General features: G+C 37.8%; 17 protein-coding genes, 1 tRNA gene and 1 pseudogene. 13 read left to right on the top strand and 6 right to left on the bottom strand.

Features of this window, described 5'->3' with window-relative positions:
• Positions 1-64: 64 nt before the first annotated feature.
• Both ABXT71_RS01885 and ABXT71_RS01880 read right to left on the bottom strand, forming a co-directional pair.
• On the bottom strand, positions 65-2,077 hold the full coding sequence (locus tag ABXT71_RS01885; RefSeq protein WP_415372108.1) for a M56 family metallopeptidase: 2,013 nt from the start codon (positions 2,075-2,077) through the stop codon (positions 65-67).
• Between the two features lie 3 nt (positions 2,078-2,080).
• Positions 2,081-2,446 (bottom strand): BlaI/MecI/CopY family transcriptional regulator, encoded by a 366-nt coding sequence (locus ABXT71_RS01880; protein WP_415372107.1) that lies wholly within the window; start codon positions 2,444-2,446, stop codon positions 2,081-2,083.
• 264 nt (positions 2,447-2,710) lie between these two features.
• On the opposite strand from ABXT71_RS01880, the gene ABXT71_RS01875 reads away from it, so the two are divergent.
• Complete coding sequence (locus ABXT71_RS01875) at positions 2,711-3,310, top strand: PhnA domain-containing protein (protein ID WP_415372106.1); 600 nt, start codon at positions 2,711-2,713, stop codon at positions 3,308-3,310.
• A gap of 137 nt (positions 3,311-3,447) precedes the next feature.
• Here ABXT71_RS01875 and ABXT71_RS01870 read toward each other — a convergent pair whose 3' ends face one another.
• The gene (locus tag ABXT71_RS01870; RefSeq protein WP_415372105.1) at positions 3,448-4,842 is read right to left on the bottom strand and encodes a dipeptidase; all 1,395 of its coding nucleotides are present in this window, start codon (positions 4,840-4,842) and stop codon (positions 3,448-3,450) included.
• A gap of 159 nt (positions 4,843-5,001) precedes the next feature.
• Between ABXT71_RS01870 and ABXT71_RS01865 the strand changes: the two genes are divergently transcribed.
• Positions 5,002-5,083: transfer RNA gene (locus tag ABXT71_RS01865), tRNA-Leu, on the top strand.
• Positions 5,084-5,226: 143 nt separating this feature from the next.
• Here the strand turns inward: ABXT71_RS01865 and ABXT71_RS01860 are convergent.
• Positions 5,227-5,427 (bottom strand): hypothetical protein, encoded by a 201-nt coding sequence (locus tag ABXT71_RS01860; RefSeq protein ID WP_415372104.1) that lies wholly within the window; start codon positions 5,425-5,427, stop codon positions 5,227-5,229.
• A 179-nt stretch (positions 5,428-5,606) separates the two neighbouring features.
• Here ABXT71_RS01860 and ABXT71_RS01855 point away from each other — a divergent pair, with 179 nt between their 5' ends.
• The 3 genes and pseudogenes from ABXT71_RS01855 (at position 5,607) to ABXT71_RS01845 (ending at position 8,528) form a co-directional block, all read left to right on the top strand.
• On the top strand, positions 5,607-6,842 hold the full coding sequence (locus ABXT71_RS01855; RefSeq protein ID WP_415372103.1) for an NAD(P)/FAD-dependent oxidoreductase: 1,236 nt from the start codon (positions 5,607-5,609) through the stop codon (positions 6,840-6,842).
• Positions 6,839-7,180: pseudogene (locus ABXT71_RS01850) on the top strand (DUF1697 domain-containing protein). Before ABXT71_RS01855 ends, ABXT71_RS01850 begins: the two are co-directional and overlap by 4 nt.
• 229 nt (positions 7,181-7,409) lie before the next feature.
• Positions 7,410-8,528: a diphosphomevalonate/mevalonate 3,5-bisphosphate decarboxylase family protein gene (locus ABXT71_RS01845; RefSeq protein WP_415372102.1), complete on the top strand. Its 1,119-nt coding sequence runs from the start codon at positions 7,410-7,412 to the stop codon at positions 8,526-8,528.
• Here the strand turns inward: ABXT71_RS01845 and ABXT71_RS01840 are convergent.
• Positions 8,515-9,861 carry a T9SS type A sorting domain-containing protein gene (locus tag ABXT71_RS01840; RefSeq protein WP_415372101.1) on the bottom strand — a complete coding sequence of 449 codons (1,347 nt, stop codon included), beginning with the start codon at positions 9,859-9,861 and terminating at the stop codon, positions 8,515-8,517. The two genes, ABXT71_RS01845 and ABXT71_RS01840, sit on opposite strands and share 14 nt — an antisense overlap.
• A gap of 158 nt (positions 9,862-10,019) precedes the next feature.
• On the opposite strand from ABXT71_RS01840, the gene ABXT71_RS01835 reads away from it, so the two are divergent.
• From ABXT71_RS01835 to ABXT71_RS01800, 8 genes are all read left to right on the top strand, one after another.
• Positions 10,020-10,958, top strand: a complete 939-nt coding sequence (locus ABXT71_RS01835) for a mevalonate kinase (protein WP_415372100.1) — start codon at positions 10,020-10,022, stop codon at positions 10,956-10,958.
• Between the two features lie 20 nt (positions 10,959-10,978).
• Complete coding sequence (locus tag ABXT71_RS01830) at positions 10,979-11,884, top strand: geranylgeranylglycerol-phosphate geranylgeranyltransferase (protein WP_415372099.1); 906 nt, start codon at positions 10,979-10,981, stop codon at positions 11,882-11,884.
• A gap of 139 nt (positions 11,885-12,023) precedes the next feature.
• Entirely contained in the window at positions 12,024-12,980 is a 957-nt protein-coding gene (locus ABXT71_RS01825) for a carbon-nitrogen hydrolase family protein (protein ID WP_415372098.1), read from the top strand.
• 125 nt (positions 12,981-13,105) lie between these two features.
• Positions 13,106-13,996, top strand: coding sequence for a pseudouridine synthase (locus ABXT71_RS01820; RefSeq protein WP_415372097.1), 891 nt, complete (start codon positions 13,106-13,108; stop codon positions 13,994-13,996).
• A 600-nt stretch (positions 13,997-14,596) separates the two neighbouring features.
• The gene (locus tag ABXT71_RS01815; protein WP_415372096.1) at positions 14,597-16,039 is read left to right on the top strand and encodes an arginine decarboxylase; all 1,443 of its coding nucleotides are present in this window, start codon (positions 14,597-14,599) and stop codon (positions 16,037-16,039) included.
• A gap of 46 nt (positions 16,040-16,085) precedes the next feature.
• On the top strand, positions 16,086-17,015 hold the full coding sequence (speB, locus tag ABXT71_RS01810) for an agmatinase (RefSeq protein ID WP_415372095.1): 930 nt from the start codon (positions 16,086-16,088) through the stop codon (positions 17,013-17,015).
• On the top strand, positions 17,008-17,982 hold the full coding sequence (locus ABXT71_RS01805; RefSeq protein WP_415372094.1) for a deoxyhypusine synthase family protein: 975 nt from the start codon (positions 17,008-17,010) through the stop codon (positions 17,980-17,982). The genes speB and ABXT71_RS01805 overlap by 8 nt, the downstream gene beginning before the upstream one ends.
• Positions 17,982-19,514 carry a carbon-nitrogen hydrolase family protein gene (locus ABXT71_RS01800; protein WP_415372093.1) on the top strand — a complete coding sequence of 511 codons (1,533 nt, stop codon included), beginning with the start codon at positions 17,982-17,984 and terminating at the stop codon, positions 19,512-19,514. The genes ABXT71_RS01805 and ABXT71_RS01800 overlap by 1 nt, the downstream gene beginning before the upstream one ends.
• Before the next feature lie 23 nt (positions 19,515-19,537).
• Here ABXT71_RS01800 and ABXT71_RS01795 read toward each other — a convergent pair whose 3' ends face one another.
• Positions 19,538-20,962: a glycosyltransferase 87 family protein gene (locus ABXT71_RS01795; protein ID WP_415372092.1), complete on the bottom strand. Its 1,425-nt coding sequence runs from the start codon at positions 20,960-20,962 to the stop codon at positions 19,538-19,540.
• Positions 20,963-21,069: the final 107 nt, after the last annotated feature.

Raw genomic sequence — 21,069 nt, 5'->3', positions numbered from 1 at the left:
AATGTTACATAAGAAAAGCCTTGATTTCTCAAGGCTTTTCTATGTAGATATAAATTCGTAAAAATTATTTATTCACTTTTTTTGAAAGTGTCACAATTGGATTACTATTTTTAAAGTGTTCTGTGCTCACGTTCAAGTCAGGATTTTCTTTTAACATGGCAATTGCTTTATCTGAAGTAATGCGCTTTCCTTCATATAAAAATGCAGCGTGCTCTTTTGCCATTCTAATCACGTGATCTAAACGACTGGTTGAAACAATAGGAGGATGAGGTGGTGGCGGTGGCGGTATCAAGGAAACTTCCCCTTTCAACACTTTTTTAGATGTTGGCGGCGGCGGTATTATTGATGCTTCTCCTTTTTTCACTCTTCTATTAGTAGGTGGCGGTGGTGGTATGATATTCATCCCATCATTGGCTTTAGAAAAACGCGTTTTTCTAAATTCAACATCTACTTTATCTAAAAAAGATTTTGGGGTGCTCGCGATTAGTACATTGGGGCGTGTAGAAGTAAAATCTGTTGCTGACCAGTCTTTCGTGAAGGCGTCAATGGTTACAGCGAGCTTATTTAAAGTAACAGGAATACCATTCAATCTTATTTCACTCAATTCTACTTGTAATATAAAGGTCTCTTGATTATTATGTTTTGAGGCATTTAAAAAGGAATCTATCTGTTCCTTTTGGGTACCTCCTATTTTATTCTTAGGCAAACACTCTGGGAAAGATAGTGCATTGTCTTTTTGCTCTTGGCTCATTTTTGTAAAAATGCCTTCTAAAACATGGAGGTCTTTAAGTGGAATGCTGCGCGATTCTATAGGCTGTGCATTATACTTTTTTGCCAATGTATTGTAAGCCTTAAGTTTTTCTGGAGAAACCTTATCACCTGTCACAATACCAAAACGCTCGTGTAATGGACTCATGATTTCCTGAAAGTCATCGTGTGATAAACCATTGGTGCCGTTAGAGGAACTACAGATACTCATGTTTTTTGCAATATCAAGTCGCACTAATTCTGCAACAACGCTCTTTGCAAACAGTATATGTACTTGCGGCGCCACGTTTAGCGCAGTTTTTGAATACCCTTCTGTAGTTACTAATTTTTCTAGGTCGTTAAATGCGAGCTTTTTATTTCCGTTAAAAATTTCATTTGCTTCTGAAATATTCAAATCTAGAATTTTATCTTCTGTAGTTGAAACTAGCGCTATTTCCGAAGTAATAAATTCTTCTTTCGTTTCACTAAAACCATAGATTAATAAGGCTAATAAAGGCATTATTAAAAGTCCTTTAAGCCACGCGGCTCTGTTTGATGTGTGTGTTTTCATAACGTTAAATCGTTTTTTGATTGATGAATAATTAATTGAATGTGCCATTTCAGGTACGCTAGATTTTGATGAGAAATCTAGTAGAATAGATTGATAAGTAGACAGTGTTGCACCTGTTCGCAATACGGTGCGGTCTGCTAAAAATTCGTGATTAAGCTTGATGCTTCTTTTAAAGAAATAAAGCAATGGGTTGAACCAAAAGATGATCTGGAAAATTTCAAAAAACAAGATATCCCAACTGTGCTTTTGCTCCACATGTGCCCGTTCATGAACAATTACTTCTTCTGGGATGTTTCCTGCTTGGTGATCTTCCTTGCCTAAAAAAATGTAATTAAAAAAACTGTGAGGGGTTACTGGGAGTTGCAATAAAACATATAATATGGATTGCTCTTTATACACCGGATTCTTTTTAATTTTATGAACAAGTGAATGTAGGTTTCTGCTAAAACGAATACTGAAAAATAACAGGCCTAAGGCATAAAGTGTCCATAGTATCATAGGTAGATAATCGATGGGTTCTGCAATGATAGCCGGAGTTTTGCTACTAGCAACCACAAAAGTTTCTAAGACATCAACAGCCATAGGAGCCGCTTCTATATATTTTGTAAAAGTGATAAACGGGATCACGATAGATACGACTAAGCTTGCCAGTAAATACCCACGCTTTGTCGTGTGCAAGGTGGTGTTTTCTAATAATAGCGTGTAAAAAAGGAAGAAAATCCCTAAACAAGCTGCCGATTTTAATACATATACCTCCATAGCTTATTTGTTATCTATTTGTAAATCAATCATTTTTTTAAGCTTCTCCAACTCTTCTTTACTGAGGTCTGTGGTTTCGGTAAAAAAGGAAGCGAATTGTGCGGCGTCATTATTAAAAAAGTTTTTAATCAAACGATTTACATGCTGACTGAAATAGTCCTTCTTCTTCACCAAGGGAAAATACTCTCTAGACCTACCTATCTGAATATAATCTACAAACTTTTTATCCTGCATCCTTTTTAATAAAGTTGCAATCGTGGTGGTCGCTGGTTTTGGATCTTCATACGCTACAATAAGGTCTTTCATAATGGCGCGCTTTTGCTTCCATAGTACCTGCATTAACTGCTCTTCAGAATTTGATAAAGTCATAATCTACTTTTTACTCTACAAATGTAGAGCAAATATTTTAATTCTACAAGTGTAGAAGGTGGCGAGCTTCAAAAATCTATATTTAATGTTTAAGATTTAAAAAGTAAACAAATTTTAAAGTGAATGATGACACCACATCTTTTGGCCTGTCTTAATGCCCTTAATATTTCCGAAGTAAATGGTACATTTGACCATAAATTTAATAACTGATTACTGATTGCGGTTTCCGATGGAGTTTATATCGCGTTTAGTCAAGATACAGAAATGACAATGAATTCAAATACAGAAAGAGAAGTACGCAAAAGAGCCGACGAGAAATGTGAATTGTGCACACATACAGAACCAGAAAACTTGGAGATATATGAAGTGCCAAAAACACCAGAATATATAGAAGACGAGAACACTGCTATTTTAGTGTGTACTAAATGTTCTTCAGAATTTGAAGCAGAAGAACGGGATCAAAATCACTGGCGATGTCTTAACGATTCTATGTGGAGCACGGCGCATCCTGTTCAAGTAATGGCATGGCGTATGCTTCATCGTTTAAAGTCTTTTGGATGGTCTCAAGACTTGATTGATATGATGTATATGGAAGAGCAACAATTAGAATGGGCGGCAGCAGAAGGTGATGCAGAAGATAAAAGTGATGCGCTCATACATCGTGATGCTAATGGTGTTATTTTACAAACGGGTGACAATGTAGTGCTCATAAAAGATTTAAAAGTAAAAGGAAGTAGTATGGTTGCAAAGCAAGGAACTGCGGTGCGGCGTATCTCTTTAGATCATGAGAATGATACGTTTATAGAAGGGAAAGTAGACGGAGTACAGATTGTTCTGATCACGGAGTATGTGAAGAAATTATAATGTAGTCCCACTAGGTATCGGGGAATTAGATCAATATTAATAACTAAGAAAAACGGCAAAAGTCTCTAAGACTTCTGCCGTTTTTTTATTCCCTGATTTGAAAGGTTTAGCACCTTATGTTGTATATCTATGCCAGATTACTCCCCAGCTTTCAGTTTTGTAAACTCCTCATAAAATTGAGGAATCGTCTCAATACCTTTCAGGTAATTCCAAATCCCAAAGTGCTCATTAGGCGAATGAATCGCATCGCTATCTAAGCCGAACCCCATTAAGATGGTTTTACTTTTAAGTTCTTTTTCAAAGAGCGCTACAATAGGAATACTCCCTCCACTACGTTGTGGTATGGGTGTTTTGCCAAAGGTCGTTTCATAAGCTTTACTTGCTGCTTTATATCCTAAGCTGTCAATAGGCGTCACATAGGCTTGCCCACCGTGATGTGGTTTTACCACTACAGTCACCCCCCTTGGGGCAATGCTCTCAAAATGCGCTTTAAACAAATCTGTTATTTTTTTCCAATCTTGATCTGGTACCAAACGCATTGATATTTTTGCGAATGCCTGACTCGCGATTACTGTTTTTGCGCCTTCGCCAGTGTAGCCACCCCAAATTCCGTTTACGTCAAGGGTAGGACGAATACTGTTACGCTCGTTAGTCGTGTAGCCTTTCTCGCCATACGTGTCTTCAATCTTCAAGGCATCACAGTATGCTTCCTTGCTAAAAGGTGCTTCGCCCATTTTAGCGCGTTCTTCTTTTGACAATTCTTCTACATCATCGTAAAAACCAGGAATGGTGATGTGATTGTTCTCATCGTGTAAGGACGCAATCATTTTTGTCAACACATTAATTGGGTTTGCTACGGCACCGCCATAGAGCCCGCTGTGTAAATCACGATTAGGACCTGTAACTTCTACTTCGACATAGCTCATTCCACGAAGACCAGTCGTAATACTTGGGATGTCGTTTGCAATCATTCCCGTATCACTAATTAAAATAACATCATTAGACAATTTTTCTTGGTTGCGTTGCACAAACCATTCTAGTCCTTCGCTCCCTACTTCTTCTTCACCTTCAATCATAAACTTAACATTGCAAGGCAGTTGTCCCGTTTGCGTCATATACTCCATCGCTTTCACGTGCATATACATCTGGCCTTTGTCGTCACAACTTCCGCGAGCAAAGATGGCGCCGTCAGGATGTAGTTTTGTTTTCTTAATAACAGGCTCAAAGGGAGGGCTGTCCCATAAATTAATTGGGTCTGGTGGTTGCACATCATAATGACCGTACACTAAAATAGTAGGTAAGTTTTTATCGATTATTTTTTCGCCGTAGACGATAGGGTATCCTGGAGTTTCGCAAATCTCGACCTTATCACAGCCTGCTTTCTCCAGACTTTCTTTGATGACATCTGCAGTTCTAATGACATCTTTAGCATATGCCTTATCTGCAGAAATGCTCGGGATCTTTAGTAAATCGATAAGTTCATTTAAAAATCGTTCTTTATGTTCTTCTATATAGGGTTTTGCGCTTTTCATTTTTGACGCCGCTCACTATAATAAGAGCGGTAAATTTTACAGGTTAATATTCAGATTTCAACGAAGGTACAAAAAGTAGTATTTTTTAAAGAATTGTTTGTTTGTAAATAAAATAACTTCTTTATATTTGCCGACTCTTAACAGGGCACAAGTTCGTCTGCGGATGTGGTGGAACTGGTAGACATGCTAGACTTAGGATCTAGTGCCGCAAGGCGTGCAGGTTCGATTCCTGTCATCCGCACTAAAGCTTCTCAGAAATGAGGAGCTTTTTTTATGTCATGAATCGCAGCACAGGGAGGGCTTAATCGTATTTTTTATCTCTTATTTGATGTGGGATTCTTGTTTTCTGTACTTAATAACAGAGCTTTGTTTTTGTTGGAGTATCTAAGCAGGCCTTCCTTCATTAATATCCTCCTTATCTTTTGCGTAAATGTCTCTATTTGTATCAGTAGCAGCTCCAGTTTTATGATGAGTCTCATAATACATCGCAAAGTGGTCTGACCCATAATTTTCACTTCGTTCCATTTTACTAATGTATAGGTCTTGGGTGTCAAAAAGATCTACTAGTGCTGCAACTAGAAACAACAACTCTATTTTAACGATTAGCAATTCAATTCTAGTAAAATCTGCTATCCTAAAGAACCATCGCGGCTTGGGGAATGCTGGCAGGAATGATTAGAAAATAAAGATAAATGTTAAAACTTACATTACAATCATTACGTAAATCTAATGGTTTTAGAAGGATAAAGCCCTAATTTTGACCTGTGCTTAACACTCATTATGATATCTTAGTAGTAGGCGGCGGCGCTGCTGGTTTTTTTACCGCTATCAACGCGGCAGAACTATGCCCAAATTTAAAAATCGCTATTCTAGAGCGTGGTAAAGAAGTATTGACCAAAGTGAAAATCTCTGGTGGAGGCAGGTGTAATGTCACTCACGCAGAGTTTATTCCAAAAGACCTAACTAAAAATTATCCCCGAGGTGAGAAAGAACTATTAGGACCTTTTCATGCCTTTATGACAGGCGATACACTCGCTTGGTTTGAACAACGTGGTGTCGAGATAAAAATGGAAGAAGACGGTCGTATGTTCCCGATATCTGATAGTTCACAAACCATTATTGACTGTTTTACTTCTGAAATATCAAGACTTAAAATTGAGCTTTTAACAAGTCACCCTGTTAAATCTATTGTCAAGAAAGAGGAGTGTTGGGAAATTACGACAGGAAAAGACCTACTTACTTGCCAGTCCATTGTGATGGCAACCGGGAGTAATCCAAAAATGTGGAATGTGATAGAAAGCCTAGGTCATTACATCATCCCGCCAGTACCCTCCTTATTTACTTTTAATATTAAAGACCAGCGAATTGTGGCGCTACCTGGTGTCGCAACAGAAGCGAGTATTAAGGTTGTGGATGACAAGAAAAAAGTAATCCTAGAAAGCGAAGGCCCTCTATTAATTACACATTGGGGAATGAGTGGTCCCGCTATTTTAAAATTATCAGCATGGGGAGCACGATCCTTAGCGCCCTTGTCCTATAAATTCGAAATACAAGTCAATTGGTTGTTGCACGACACAGAAGAAGATGTCATAGCGCAATTGATGCGTCTTAAAACTAAAAATGCCAAACAAACATTACACAAATACCCTCAGTTTGATCTCCCTAAAAGATTATGGCAAAGTTTATTAATGGCTTCAGGGATTAATGAGGGTGAAATCTGGGCAGATATCTCAAAGAAGAAGCTTCAAAATCTGGCAAACCAGATGACGCAATCTATATTTCAAGTAGACGGCAAGAGCACTTTTAAAGAAGAATTTGTGACCGCCGGAGGCGTAGATCTAAAAGGAGTGAATTTTAAAACTTTTGAAAGTAAAGTTCATACCCATCTTTATTTTGCGGGTGAGGTACTTAATATAGATGCCATTACCGGAGGTTTTAATTTTCAGAATGCCTGGACCAGTGGTTATATCGTGGCAAAAGCAATAGCAGATAATGTGTGATCACGCTTATAGCAGTCCTTCGTGGTATTAATGTAGGCAGTCACAAAAAATTTCCGAAAGCGGAGCAATTAGAGATACTTACTGCTTTGGGTTTTAATAATCCGCAAGTGTATATTCATACTGGTAATTAGGTTTTTGAATCTAGTGAAAATGCTGCAGGCTTGTCGCTTAAAATTTCCGTAGCTATTACTAAAAAAAAATATGGGTGGGAAGTTCCTGTTATTGTAGTTGAGTCAAAACAACTTTTGTCGATATTTGAGAATAGCCCATTTACTGGAGAGAAGAAAGAACAAAGTTATTTAACGATGCTGGCAGAAGCTCTACTTTTGAAAATATAATCATCTTTAATAGCTTTTCATTTCCTGAAGAAGAAATCTTTTTTTAGCGAATGCTGTATATACTCCTTTTCAGCTATAGGTGCGGCACGTGTAAACATGAATACTAATTTTATCGAGAAAAAATTAAAAGTTTCTGCCGCCTCTCGCAATTACAAGATGATGTCAAAATTGATAGTCTTGTCCTCGTCATAGGATGAAAATTGTATCTTTGCTACAATAAATAAGACCTATGACCACAAGCGATTTCCATCCAAAACCATATGCAGATTTTCCGAAAAGCGGTCGCATTTCATGCCAGTCTCCCAGTAACATTGCCTTAGTAAAATACTGGGGAAAGTACGGGGAGCAACTACCACAGAATGCCTCGATTAGTTTTACGCTCAGTAATTGCAGAACAGAAACAACGCTCACGTATACCAAGAGAACCAACGACGGCAGCTATGATTTTAAGGTCTATCTAGACGGAAAACGAGAGGAAGGATTTGAACCTAAAATCCAAAAATTCTTTGAACGAGTTGTTGCATATGTGCCTTTTGTAAAAGAATATAGTTTTAGAATAGAAACTAAAAACACCTTTCCACACAGTAGCGGTATTGCGAGTAGCGCAAGTGGGATGAGTGCCCTAGCGTTGTGTTTGATACAAATTGAACAATCTATCATCTCGTCACCACTCGGTGACCAGTTATTGGACAGAGCCAATGAGCAGGTGTCGAACGAGGTAGTGGTGAAAGCATCTTTTCTAGCCCGCCTGGGCTCTGGAAGTGCAGCTCGTAGCCTAGAAGGACCTTTAGTTGTTTGGGGAGAGCATCCCGATATTAAAGGAAGTAGCAATCTTTATGGATTAAAGTACGCGGGAGCAATTCATGAAAATTTTAGAAATTATCAAGACACAATCTTACTCGTTGATAAAGGGGAAAAGCAAGTGAGTAGTACGGTGGGGCACGATTTAATGCATGATCATCCTTATGCTGAGGAGCGTTTTAAAGAGGCAAATACAAATTTGCTTAAACTCACTACAGTACTAAAAAATGGTAACTTAGATGCCTTTATCAAGTTAGTTGAAAGTGAAGCATTGCAATTGCACGCTATGATGATGGCGAGTAAACCTTATTTTATTTTGATGAAACCTAATACTCTTGAGATTCTTAATCGCATCTGGGAATATAGAAAAGCGAGTGGAAGCAAAGTGTGTTTTACCTTAGATGCTGGTGCAAATGTACACGTTTTGTATCCTGAAAGTGAGAAAGAAACCGTGCAGTCATTTATTAAAAATGAGCTTGCGTCTTTTTGTAAAAATGGAGAATACATCCACGACGCGTGCGGACTAGGCGCTTCTATTGTAAAATAATCTTTTCTGTACTAATTACTTTTCCTTCGGAAACGAGCTGGACGAAATACATACCATCTGCTAACGAATCACGTTTAAAAGCAGAAGTGTCTGAATCTAGCAAAACAGTTTTTACTTTCTTTCCAGCCACAGAATAAATGAAAAGTTGCGGCTCATTGACTTGGCTTATATTTAATGTAATAAGCGCTTCTTGATTTATTGGGTTAGGAGTTATGCTAAAGTTGATGTCATTGTATGCGTCTACACCAATAAAATAGATTTCAACGAGATCTAAGATAACAGCGTTTTTATTACAGACAACTTCATATACAAAAAATGTCGCGTCACCAGTGTCATATTTAATTTGTGATGGGAACGTGCAATTAGCAATAGAAAATTGCGAAGTTAGAATAGTAGACATGTTAAAATCTTCTGGAAAATAACTAACATCTAACAATATGGAGCCTTCCAGATCCGGCGATCCTGTTACGACAATAGTGTCAAAAGCTATTGGACTCTCTATATCAATTTCTAAAACTCCGCCATTGAGATTAAAGGTATTTATAAACCGTAACTCACCTATTGCATCCCCTCCGGGAGAAACAGTCCCCTCATTTAAAAAAGGAGAACTAATATCAAAGACTCCAGTTCCAGTAAGGATTCCCGTACTGGTATTGTGAAAAGAAACGTTAGGTGCCAAGAAAAGATATTGGCTATCCTCAGCAATCTCAATGATGTGATTGTTTACTACATCAAGGATCATATAGAAAGAACCAAAGTCACCATTCTCTGTGTATTTACGAACCACTCCGTCGTTTATAAGTGTTGCGGCTGCGCCATTTTCTTGCGTGAGCCCACCGTTTGCAAGGATATCCATGGTTCCCTCAATCCCATTATTAATTGTTACCGTTCCCGAGAGGTTCACGATGTTGCTGTTAATAAAGTTCATCTGGCTATGGTTATTGATAATGGTGTTTGCAATCGTTTTATATTCTGGATTTGCAAAACGCATGGTTCCGTTGTTTTCAATTGTGCCCGCAGATAAATCTCCATTCTCAAAGCTAAAAACTGCTACGTTCTCAATACTGAAAATTTCAGAGACTAAAAGAGTTGCTTCTAGAGTTAAAGTGCCTGAGCCAGACAGAGTGAGCGCTTGGCTTGTAGCGGTTGCATTTATATTCACTTCAAAACCATCAGGAATCAAAACAGTGCTTGTATTTGAAGGTACTGAGTTTGCGTTCCAGTTGAGGGTTGTATGCCAGTCTGTTGTGCCGCCATCACCCGTAAAAATATGACTTTGAGCAAGGGTGGAAGTGGTAACTAATAATGCAAATAAAATAGAAAATAATTTCAAAGTTAATATTTTACTCTAAGATACAATTTATGAGCGATTTAACACCAATAGCGTTTATTTAATGCCTTCACATTTCAGAAATAAACTACCTTTGTAAAAGATATAATTGCCTTAATGGCTAAATATGTATCTTTAGGTTTTTAAATAAGTTCACAAGTATGCGCGGCCCACTTTTTTATTCAAAAATATTATTATTTGGCGAGTATGGAATCATTAAAGATTCTAAAGGGCTTTCTATACCTTATAATTTTTATAACGGTGCGTTAAAAATAGATACACATCGTACGGTTACGACAACAAAGTCTAACCAGAACTTAAAGCGTTTTACCCAGCATTTAGAGCAATTACAAAAAGAGCAACCTTCTTTAGTTTCGTTTCGATTAGAAACACTTCAAGAAGATGTTGCAGACGGGCTTTACTTTGATAGTAGCATTCCGCAGGGATATGGAGTAGGAAGTAGTGGAGCATTAGTGGCTGCTATTTATGACCAATATGCTACAAATAAAATAACGGTACTTGAGAACTTAACTCGAGAAAAATTACTGGAACTAAAAACAATTTTTGCCGCGATGGAGAGCTTTTTCCACGGTAAATCTTCGGGTCTAGATCCTTTAAACTCTTATTTGAGTTTGCCCATTTTAATTAATAGTACAACAGATATTGAGAGTGCAAACATACCATCACAAACAGTAGACGGTAAAGGGGCTGTGTTCCTTTTAGACAGTGGTATCACTGGCGAGACTGCGCCAATGGTCAATATCTTTATGGAGAACATGAAGCAAGAAGGTTTTCGTGCGATGTTAAAAAATCAATTTATTAAGCACACAGACGATTGTGTGAACGACTTTTTAAAAGGAGATGTAAAATCGCTTTTCGGAAACGTAAAACAACTGAGTAAAGTGGTTTTTGAAAACTTTAAGCCGATGATTCCTAAAGAGTTCCATAAGCTTTGGAAAAAAGGAATTGAAACCAATGCATACTATCTAAAATTATGTGGTTCTGGAGGTGGCGGTTATATGCTCGGGTTTACAGAAGATATAGACAAAGCACGCGCGGAACTTGGCGATCACAAACTAGAAGTAGTATATAACTTCTAGATATTTACAACCTCACTCTTATGCTAAGCAGAAAACAAAAGCACGTCTTGTTAAAGTTTTTCAGCTTATTTTCTATTGTTCGCGGTTACAACATCCTCGTGATTGCCTTAGCACAATACCTTACCTCTATTTATATTTTAGCGCCAGACTTACCGCTTGGGAGCGTAGTTTTTGACCCCAATTTGTTGTGCCTGGTACTCGCAAGTGCTGCTGCCATTGCAGGAGGCTATATCATCAATAACTTTTATGATAGCGAGAAGGACTTGATTAATCGCCCCAATAAGACGATGCTCGATAGGATTGTGAGTCAGCAAACCAAGTTATCGGGATACTTTATCCTTAACCTGATCTCGGTGGTTTTTGCCAGTTATGTTAGTTTTAGGGCTGTGGCGTTTTTCTCTATTTATGTTTTTATGATTTGGTTTTACTCCCATAAATTAAAGAAACACCCTTTTATTGGTAATCTTGTAGCGGCCATCTTAGCGGTCATTCCGTTTTTTGCCGTTTTTATTTACTACGGAAATTTTAACCACGTTATATTTGTGCACGCCACATTCCTGTTCTTATTGATTGCCATGCGCGAACTCACTAAAGACTTAGAAAATATAAAAGGAGATCTCACCCAGAACTACAGAACTATACCCGTAGTCTATGGGGCAAAGATGTCTAAGCAAATGCTTTCTGTTCTTAGTATAGCTGCTTTGGTGCCTACAGTATTGCTTTTAACACGCTATGAGATTGGGTATATGTATGTGTATTTTCTTGGGAGTTTAGCCGCTTTGATCATCTTTAATCTGATCCTCTGGAAATCTACCAAAAAGCTACACTATATTGTACTGCATACTATTCTAAAATTAATCATCGTAGTAGGAGTTTTTAGTATTGTGCTGATTAATGTGAATGTAGTTTTGAGTAGGGTTTTGTGATAATGCAATGAAATAAGTTTGTTAAGAAACACAAAGCTTTATATCGATAGGTTTTACCTGTGATATGCCTTAAGGATAATTTAAGCGCTTCTAGCGCAAAAGTTTATCACATTTACATAGAAAACCTTAAATTTAATCTATGATAAAAGACAAGCACCTCAAAGTAGCACTTGCTCAAATCGCTCCTGTTTGGCTAAATAAAAAGGCTACGCTCAATAAGATTTACATACAGATTGAAGCCGCCGCAAAGGAAAAAGCAGAACTTATTGTTTTTGGTGAAGGACTGTTGCCGGGCTATCCGTTTTGGCTCGCGCTAACAGGAGGAGCAGAATGGGATAAAAAGATAGTGAAAGAGTTACACGCGCATTATGTTAGTAATGCAGTGACCATTGAGGATGGTGATCTGGATATCATTTGTGCACTTGCTAAAAAACATCATATAGCTATATATCTTGGTGTTATAGAGCGACCTATAGACAGGGGTGGGCATAGTGTGTATGCTTCTCTAGTATATATAAATGAAGTGGGTCAAATAAAATCTGTGCACCGCAAACTACAGCCTACTTATGATGAGCGCTTGACTTGGGCGCCAGGAGATGGGAATGGCTTGCGTGTGCATTCATTAAAACAATTTACCGTGGGTGGTCTTAATTGTTGGGAAAACTGGATGCCATTACCTCGAGCTGCGCTTTATGGGCAAGGAGAGAATTTACACATTGCTGTGTGGCCCGGGTCTGATCACAACACTAGAGATATTACGCGTTTTATCGCGAGAGAATCGAGGAGTTACGTGATTTCGGTGAGTGCATTGATGAAGCGGAGTGACTTTCCAAAAGATACGCCACACCTTGAAGAGGTTTTAAAAAACGCGCCAGAAGTACTAGCAAATGGTGGCAGCTGCATTGCAGGGCCAGATGGTGAGTGGCTCCTAGCGCCAGATATTACAACAGATGGTAATATATATCACGAGCTAAACTTTCAGAAAATATATGAAGAGCGCCAGAACTTTGATCAAGCAGGTCATTACTCAAGACCAGATGTGACAAAGTTGATCGTAAATAGAGAGCGGCAATCTACGGTAGCGTTTGAGGATTAGGGCTTTTTTTATTTATTAAACTTCATCGTAAATCGTAAATCAATACACTATCTTTGCAAAAATTTTAAAATAATAACACACTAGTTTTTAGTGTTTTAAATTAACCCGCCAATGCGGGCACGAAGATGGGCAGAAACGATACGAAAGGAAAAGGGAAAAGGAAAGAAAATCCAGAGGGACAAGGTACAGCTAAACCAAAGTCTAAAGGAGGGGATCGCAGTAATGCATCTCTAAATAAACGCAATATAGGAAAGCCAAAGTCTCGCACACAAGCTGCTCCTGCTGCCAAAGGAGAAAGCAAGGGAAAAAAACCGATGACAGGTATCCGCTTAAATAAATATATTTCAAACAGTGGGGTCTGTTCACGTCGTGAGGCAGACACATTTATCGCCACTGGATTGGTAACAGTAAACGGTAAAATCATAAACGAGATGGGCTATAAAGTGCAGCTCGAAGACGATGTGCGTTTTGATGGTCGACGTCTTAACCCAGAGCCTATGAGTTATGTGCTTTTAAATAAGCCAAAAGGTTTTGCAACAACGACTAGTGAAAGTAAAGGATCAACGGTTATGGATCTAGTGGCAAACGCTTCTAATTCTAGAATTACGCCTATTGGGCGATTGGGCCGTAATGCAACGGGTTTATTATTGTTTACAAATGACGATAAATTAAAGGAAAAGTTGAGCAAAAAAGGAATGGAGCGCTTGTTTCATATTGAACTTGATAAAAACCTGAAGGCTGCAGATTTGACACGTATCAAAGAAGGGATGACGATTGCTGGAAAGAAGATTACGGTAGAAGAAATAAGTTATGTCAAAGATAAGCCTAAGAAGGAAATAGGGATTAAAATTAAGCACATGGGGAATAGCGTGATTCGCGATATTTTTGCAGATCTCGATTATGACATCGTACGTTTAGATTGTGTAACCCTTGCACATTTGACAAAGAAAGATCTTCCAAGAGGGAAATGGAAAATCTTAACGACAGAAGAATTAAATCTCTTTTCTATGTTATAGTATTTTCACAAACAGAACACAAACCTGCCAGTTGTTTTTACGTGGTAGGTTTTTTTATGCAGAAATGTTAACGTTATAATTCGAGTTATTTATTGTGATAATACGTAAGTATCTGTAGCTTAGCGTGATGAAATTGACTGTCAAGTCTTATTAAACTTTTCTTAAATTTTTCAACTTTTTATTTTCTAATTCAAATTTTAGTTTAAATTTGTCGCCAAATTCCGCATTTATTAAGCGGGATAGCTGAACAATTTGAACCGTGTTTATATGTTCGGGTTTTTGAAGATTAGGAAGTCATATTCAAAAACAGCTCGCCACGCGAGTAACCGAATTCTAAAGCTAGCTTCCGCTAAACCGTTGGCACTTACCACTGTCTTAGGACCAGTGCCAAAAACTGCTGGATCACTCCAGAGGCTCGCCTATTGGCTCAATCCCATCCGTATCTGAGTATCTTTTACATTATTTCTGTAGTGGGATTTCTTGTGCCCTAATGTGACATTATACTACGATTATTCACTTCGGAAATTTTAATCATTCAATCCCTATTTTTCAAGGACATCACCTATAATTTACTCTCACAGCATATTTCATTTTACAATTATGAATACTAAATACATAGATTTAATCAATCAAACATTCGATTTTCCGCAGGAAGAATTTAGACTTAATGAGGACCAACTACAATTTCACGATGTCAATTTAATGGAGCTCGTTGCCCAATACGGAGCTCCATTAAAGTTTACTTATTTGCCTAAGATTTCTGAGAATATACATCGCGCAAAAACCTGGTTTGCAAAGTCGATGAATGAGCAAAACTATAAAGGCACTTACAACTATTGTTACTGTACAAAAAGCTCTCATTTTAAACATGTTTTAAATGAGGCCTTAAAGAATGATATTCATATTGAAACATCGTCAGCATTTGATATAAACATTGTTGAAGCCCTTAAATACGAAGGTAAAATTACAGACCAAACATATGTCATCTGCAATGGGTTTAAAAGGGAACAATACATTACAAATATCACGAGACTTATCAATAGCGGACACGAAAATTGTATTCCGGTCATTGATAATTATGAAGAACTAGACTTATTGTCTGATGGCATAGAAGGTGACTTTAAAGTAGGAATCCGTATTGCAAGTGAAGAGGACCCTAAGTTTGAGTTTTACACGTCTAGACTGGGAATAGGCTATAAAAATATTGTTCCTTTTTACGAAGAACAAATAAAGAATAATGATAAAGTGGAGCTCAAAATGTTACACTTTTTTATCAACACAGGTATTCGAGACAACGCGTATTACTGGAATGAACTAGTGAAGTGCCTAAAAGTATACACAAGGCTAAAAAAGATTTGTCCTACGCTTGATAGCTTAAATATAGGCGGCGGATTTCCTATTAAAAACTCGCTGGCCTTTGACTATGATTATCAATACATGATTGATGAGATTATTAACCAGATTAATATTACTTGTGAGGAAGCAGAGGTTGCTGTGCCTCATATTTTTACAGAGTTTGGAAGTTTTACGGTAGGAGAAAGTGGCGGTGCGATTTATGAGATTTTGTATCAAAAACAACAAAACGATCGTGAAAAATGGAATATAATTAACTCCTCTTTCATTACCACATTGCCAGATACTTGGGCAATAAGCAAGCGCTTTATAATGATGGCTATCAACCGCTGGAACGATACATACGAGCGTGTCCTTCTAGGAGGATTAACCTGTGATAGTGATGATTATTATAATAGTGAGCAAAATATGAACGCGATCTACTTGCCTAAGTTTAAGAAAGAGCAACCATTATATATTGGCTTTTTTAATACCGGTGCATATCAAGAAAGTATAGGGGGTTTTGGGGGGTTACAACACTGTTTAATCCCGAGTCCAAAACATATATTGATAGATAGAGATAGCGAAGGAAAAATAACAACAGAACTTTTTGCAGCCCAACAGACAAGCGAACAGCTTTTAGGAATCCTAGGCTATGAGTCCTTTGTGCCAGGAACAGAAAAGAAAGAGTTAGTGACTAATCTTAATTAAAAAAGAAATATAACAGTAGGTTAATATTTCAGTAACAAACTAAAAAATGAACTCAAAAACATACGCAGGCATTCCGAAAGAGAACGCTGCACTTGACACAGCAAAGATTGTATTAATTCCAGTGCCGTATGACGGTACTAGCACATTTCAGAAAGGAGCAGATAAAGGTCCAGCCGCTTTTTTACATGCCTCCGAAAACATGGAATTATACGACATAGAAACAGGAACAGAGGTTTATAAACAGGGTATATGTCTCTTAGATTCAATCACAGAAAACAGCTCGCCAGAAGCAATGGTGGTAGCAGTTCACTCCAAGACTAAAGAGATGATTTTGCGCAATAAATTCGTGACTGTTTTTGGTGGAGAACACAGTATTTCTATAGGGACTATTCGTGCTTTTAAAGAATGTTTTGATGACTTAACAGTGCTTCATATTGATGCGCATGCAGATTTGAGAAAAGAGTATGAAGGTACTTCTTGCAATCACGCCTGTGCGGTATATGAGGCAAGCCAGACTACAAATTTAATTCAGGTGGGAATTCGCTCCATGGATATCGCCGAGACTAGGGTGATGGACACAGATAAAACTTGGTTTGCACACGATATGGCGAATGATGATTATTGGGTTGATAATGTGGTAGAAGCATTGGGAGAGAACGTATTTATAACTTTCGATTTAGATGCTTTTGATCCTTCTATTATGCCGTCAACAGGAACTCCGGAGCCAGGTGGGTTATTATGGTACGAAACCTTAGAATTCTTAAAACGAGTGTTTGAAGAGAAAAACGTAGTTGGTTTTGATATTGTAGAATTAATGCCGCGTGAAGAAGACAAATCAAGCGATTTCCTGGCTGCTAAATTATACTACAAAATGTTGACTTACAAATTTGCGGGGCAAGAGGAGGATGTAGAATTTGACAGCAATATTTCAGAAAAAAATAAAGTATCAAAATTTAAAGACAACGAGTATGAATAATAAAGGAGCGATTTCAAATTTTATAGAGAAGTACTATTTACACTTTAACGCGGCTGCGTTAGTAGACGCGGCAAAAGGGTACGAGGTCCAATTGAACAAGGGTTCAAAAATGTTAGTGTCTCTGGCAGGTGCCATGAGTACTGCGGAAATAGGAAAGATTTTTGCTGAAATGATCCGTCAAGATAAGGTGCAGATTATTTCTTGTACCGGAGCAAACTTGGAAGAAGATATTATGAATTTGGTGGCTCACAGTCATTACAAACGTGTGCCTAATTACCGTGATTTAACTCCGCAAGATGAATGGGATTTATTGGAGAAAGGACTCAATAGAGTGACGGATACGTGTATCCCAGAAGAAGAAGCTTTCCGAAGAATACAAGAACATATTGTAAAAATATGGATGGATGCTGAGGCTAAAGGCGAACGTTATTTACCGCATGAATATATGTACGAGCTATTGCTAAGTGGTGTGCTTGAGCATTACTATGAGATTGACATTAAAGATTCTTGGATGTACGCAGCGGCAGAAAAAAACCTTCCTATCATCTGTCCAGGTTGGGAAGATAGCACGATGGGAAACATTTTTGCGAGTTATGTAATGAAAGGAGAATTGAAAGCTCAAACGATGAAAAGCGGTATTGAGTATATGACCTTTCTTGCAGATTGGTACACTGCAAACAGTGCGAACGGAATAGGGTTTTTCCAAATTGGTGGAGGTATTGCGGGAGATTTTCCTATTTGTGTGGTGCCTATGTTGTATCAAGATATGGAGCGCACAGATACGCCATTCTGGAGTTATTTCTGTCAGATTAGTGATTCTACCACAAGTTATGGCAGTTACTCTGGTGCAGTGCCTAACGAAAAAATAACATGGGGGAAACTGGATATTAATACGCCTAAGTTTATTATTGAAAGTGATGCGACCATCGTGGCGCCGCTTATATTTGCCTATTTATTAGACATGTAATGCTCCAAAAAAGCATAGATAACATTGAGCTTTCGTATCTCACTATTAAAGATTATCAAGAATTAAAAGAAGCTACAGAGGCGTCCTATTTGGGGATGGAAAATTCCTATTGGCCTAAAAGTGCAATTCAAAAGCTGATAGATATTTTTCCTGATGGACAGATAGTTATTAAGATAGATGGCGTCATTGCCGGATGTACCATGTCTATTGTGGTAGATTATTCTCAATTTGACGATAATCATACCTATGCAGACATAATCACGAAGAGTTCATTTAAGAATCACAATAACAAGGGGGATGTTCTCTATGGAATAGAAGTGTTTATAAAACCAAGTTTTAGGGGCTTAAGATTAGGGAGACGTCTCTATGATTACCGCAAGGAGTTGTGTGAAAGCTTAAACCTGAAGGGTATTATTTTTGGTGGACGAATGCCTAATTATCACAAAGTGCAGGATCAATACACACCTAAACAATACATTGACGGCGTAAGGCGAAAAGAATTAAATGATCCTGTACTTAACTTTCAGATTTCAAATGATTTTCACCCTATCCGCGTGATAAAAGGATATTTAACTGGGGACACTGCCTCTGCAGATTATGCCGTGTTGATGGAGTGGGATAATATATATTATACAAAACCCACGAAGTCTCCCGCTACGGTTAAGACCATTGTAAGATTGGGCCTAATCCAGTGGCAAATGAGACCGTATTCCGGGCTAGAACAGTTAATGCAGCAGGTAGAATATTTTATTGATACTGTTTCTGGATATCGATGTGATTTTGCAGTGTTTCCTGAGTTTTTTAATGCGCCCTTAATGGCAGAATTTAACCATTTAAAAGAATCTGAAGCCATTCGTGAACTGGCAAAATTTACAGAGGAAATTAAGAAGCGCATGTCTAAGTTTGCAATCTCTTATAACATCAATATCATTTCTGGAAGTATGCCAGAATTGGTGGGTGATACGCTCTATAATGTGGGGTATTTATGCCGTAGAGATGGAAGTGTAGAACGATACGAAAAAATACACGTAACTCCAGACGAAGCAAAAGTATGGGGAATGCAGCGTGGTAACGAATTAAAAACATTTGAAACAGATTGTGGTAAAATCGGAATTTTGATTTGTTATGACTCTGAGTTTCCAGAACTATCCCGCTTGTTAGCAGATGAAGGAATGGATATTTTGTTTGTTCCGTTTCTAACAGACACGCAAAATGGGTATTCAAGAGTGCGATTATGTGCACAGGCTAGAGCCGTAGAAAATGAGTGTTATGTGGCTATTTCAGGTAGTGTAGGGAATCTACCTAATGTAGAAAACATGGATATTCAATATGCACAGTCTGCAGTATTTACTCCCTGTGATTTTGCGTTCCCAAGTAATGGGATCAAGGCAGAAGCGACCACAAATACAGAAATGATTTTGGTAGCAGATGTAGATATCAGTTTACTACGTGAACTACACTCGTTTGGGGCTGTTAAGAATTTAAAAGACAGACGTAAAGATGTGTATGATGTGATTCGTGTGAAGAAATAAAATATAGGCGCTATGAATTAATATTAAACCTTTTCAGTATCTAAAAATTGGAGAGGTTTTTTTATTACAAGTTCGTAAGCCGCAACTCCAATAACAACAATATATTCCAGTGCTACTAATCCTAAATTCTCACTAAACCCTTCTACTCCATACGCTGAGTAACTAAATAACACCATAAAGCTCCAGATGATTGGAAATTTATACCTCGTAAAGACGGAGAGTAGTAGCGGTGTAGCAATGTACCAAGGGTGCACTGTAGTTGCTAATAAAAAGTAAAAAGAAACCGCTAATAAAATTGCAGTAATCAATTGCTGTGTGGTAGTATTTCTGCGGAAAAAGGCCAGGTAAAGAATTAAGGTAATAACAATTAGAGGGAGAATCTTCCCAACGGTTTCTATAATATTCCAACCCACAGTTTGATACCCAATCCAGCGTATTATATAATATACGCTTGCATTAAACTCAAAATTCTGAAACCATAAGCTTATGGTCGCAGCAAAGTTCGAAATGAACGCAGCGGAAAGAAAAGGAGCAAAAGTGAGTGCCACGGTAATTAATGTAACCGCATAAAACAGTACCATTTTTCTCACATGGAGTGTGTCGGCTCCTCCAGACATCTCTGGTTCCGTCAACTTATTTTGGTTTAAGAGGAGGTGCTTAAAAAGTAATGGCAAAAATAAAAGCGGTAATAACTTTACTGAAACGGAAACTCCCATAAGTACAGCAGCCCAAAACCATTTTTTTTCGTGTAATAAATACAGCGACCAAACCACAAAAAATAACATCACACCTTCAAAGTGGAGATTACCTGTTAATTCAATAATGATAAAGGGATTCAAGAAGTACCAGAAGATGTTTTTAACTGGAAGATTTAATTTTTCTAAAAGCTTCTTCCCAAAGTAAAGAATGCCAATATCTGCGGCTATAATTATTACTCTTAATGCAATAACAGAACCTAGAATGGAGCTTTTGGCAAAGAAGGCTGCAATAGCAAAACATAGTTGGTTAATGGGAGGATAGTTGCTGTAATGACTTGCGTTTAATTCGCCCATTCCTTTAACGAGTTCTCGGGCATTAGAGATGCTTACGCCAAAGTTGTTGTAAGCAGCTTCGCTTTCTAAATTTACATATTGTTCAGGGGTGAATACATATGGATTTTGTAGCCAAGTTACTATTTGACCATCCCACAAAAACCGATAAAAATCCTGACTTAGATTAGGAATACTAGGTAAAAATAATAGTCTAAAAAAAACGCCAATACCAGCAAGCGCCCAAAAATTAGACTTTGTAGCTTTGATGATATGCCAGGCGCAATAGAATAAGCCTGAGTAAAGGAGGAGGAGGTTTAGGAAGTCGCTTCGTTTTGAAAAATAGGCAAGTAGAACATATAAAATAACACTCCCGATAATTGGGGTGATGCTGTATTTATATTGTTTTAGTTGGGTCAAGACTTTGTTATTTAATTCGCAGTCTTAATTTATTTTTGTTTCATGATTGTCTTGGCAGGTCTCGACTGCGATCGACCAGACATAATTGATTATTTATATTTGATTTC

Origin of the sequence: Patiriisocius sp. Uisw_047, assembly GCF_047730165.1 — a bacterium.
Taxonomy (GTDB): domain Bacteria; phylum Bacteroidota; class Bacteroidia; order Flavobacteriales; family Flavobacteriaceae; genus Patiriisocius.
The sequence above is the reverse complement of the archived record's forward strand: the minus strand, read 5'-3'. Positions and strand labels throughout refer to the sequence as shown.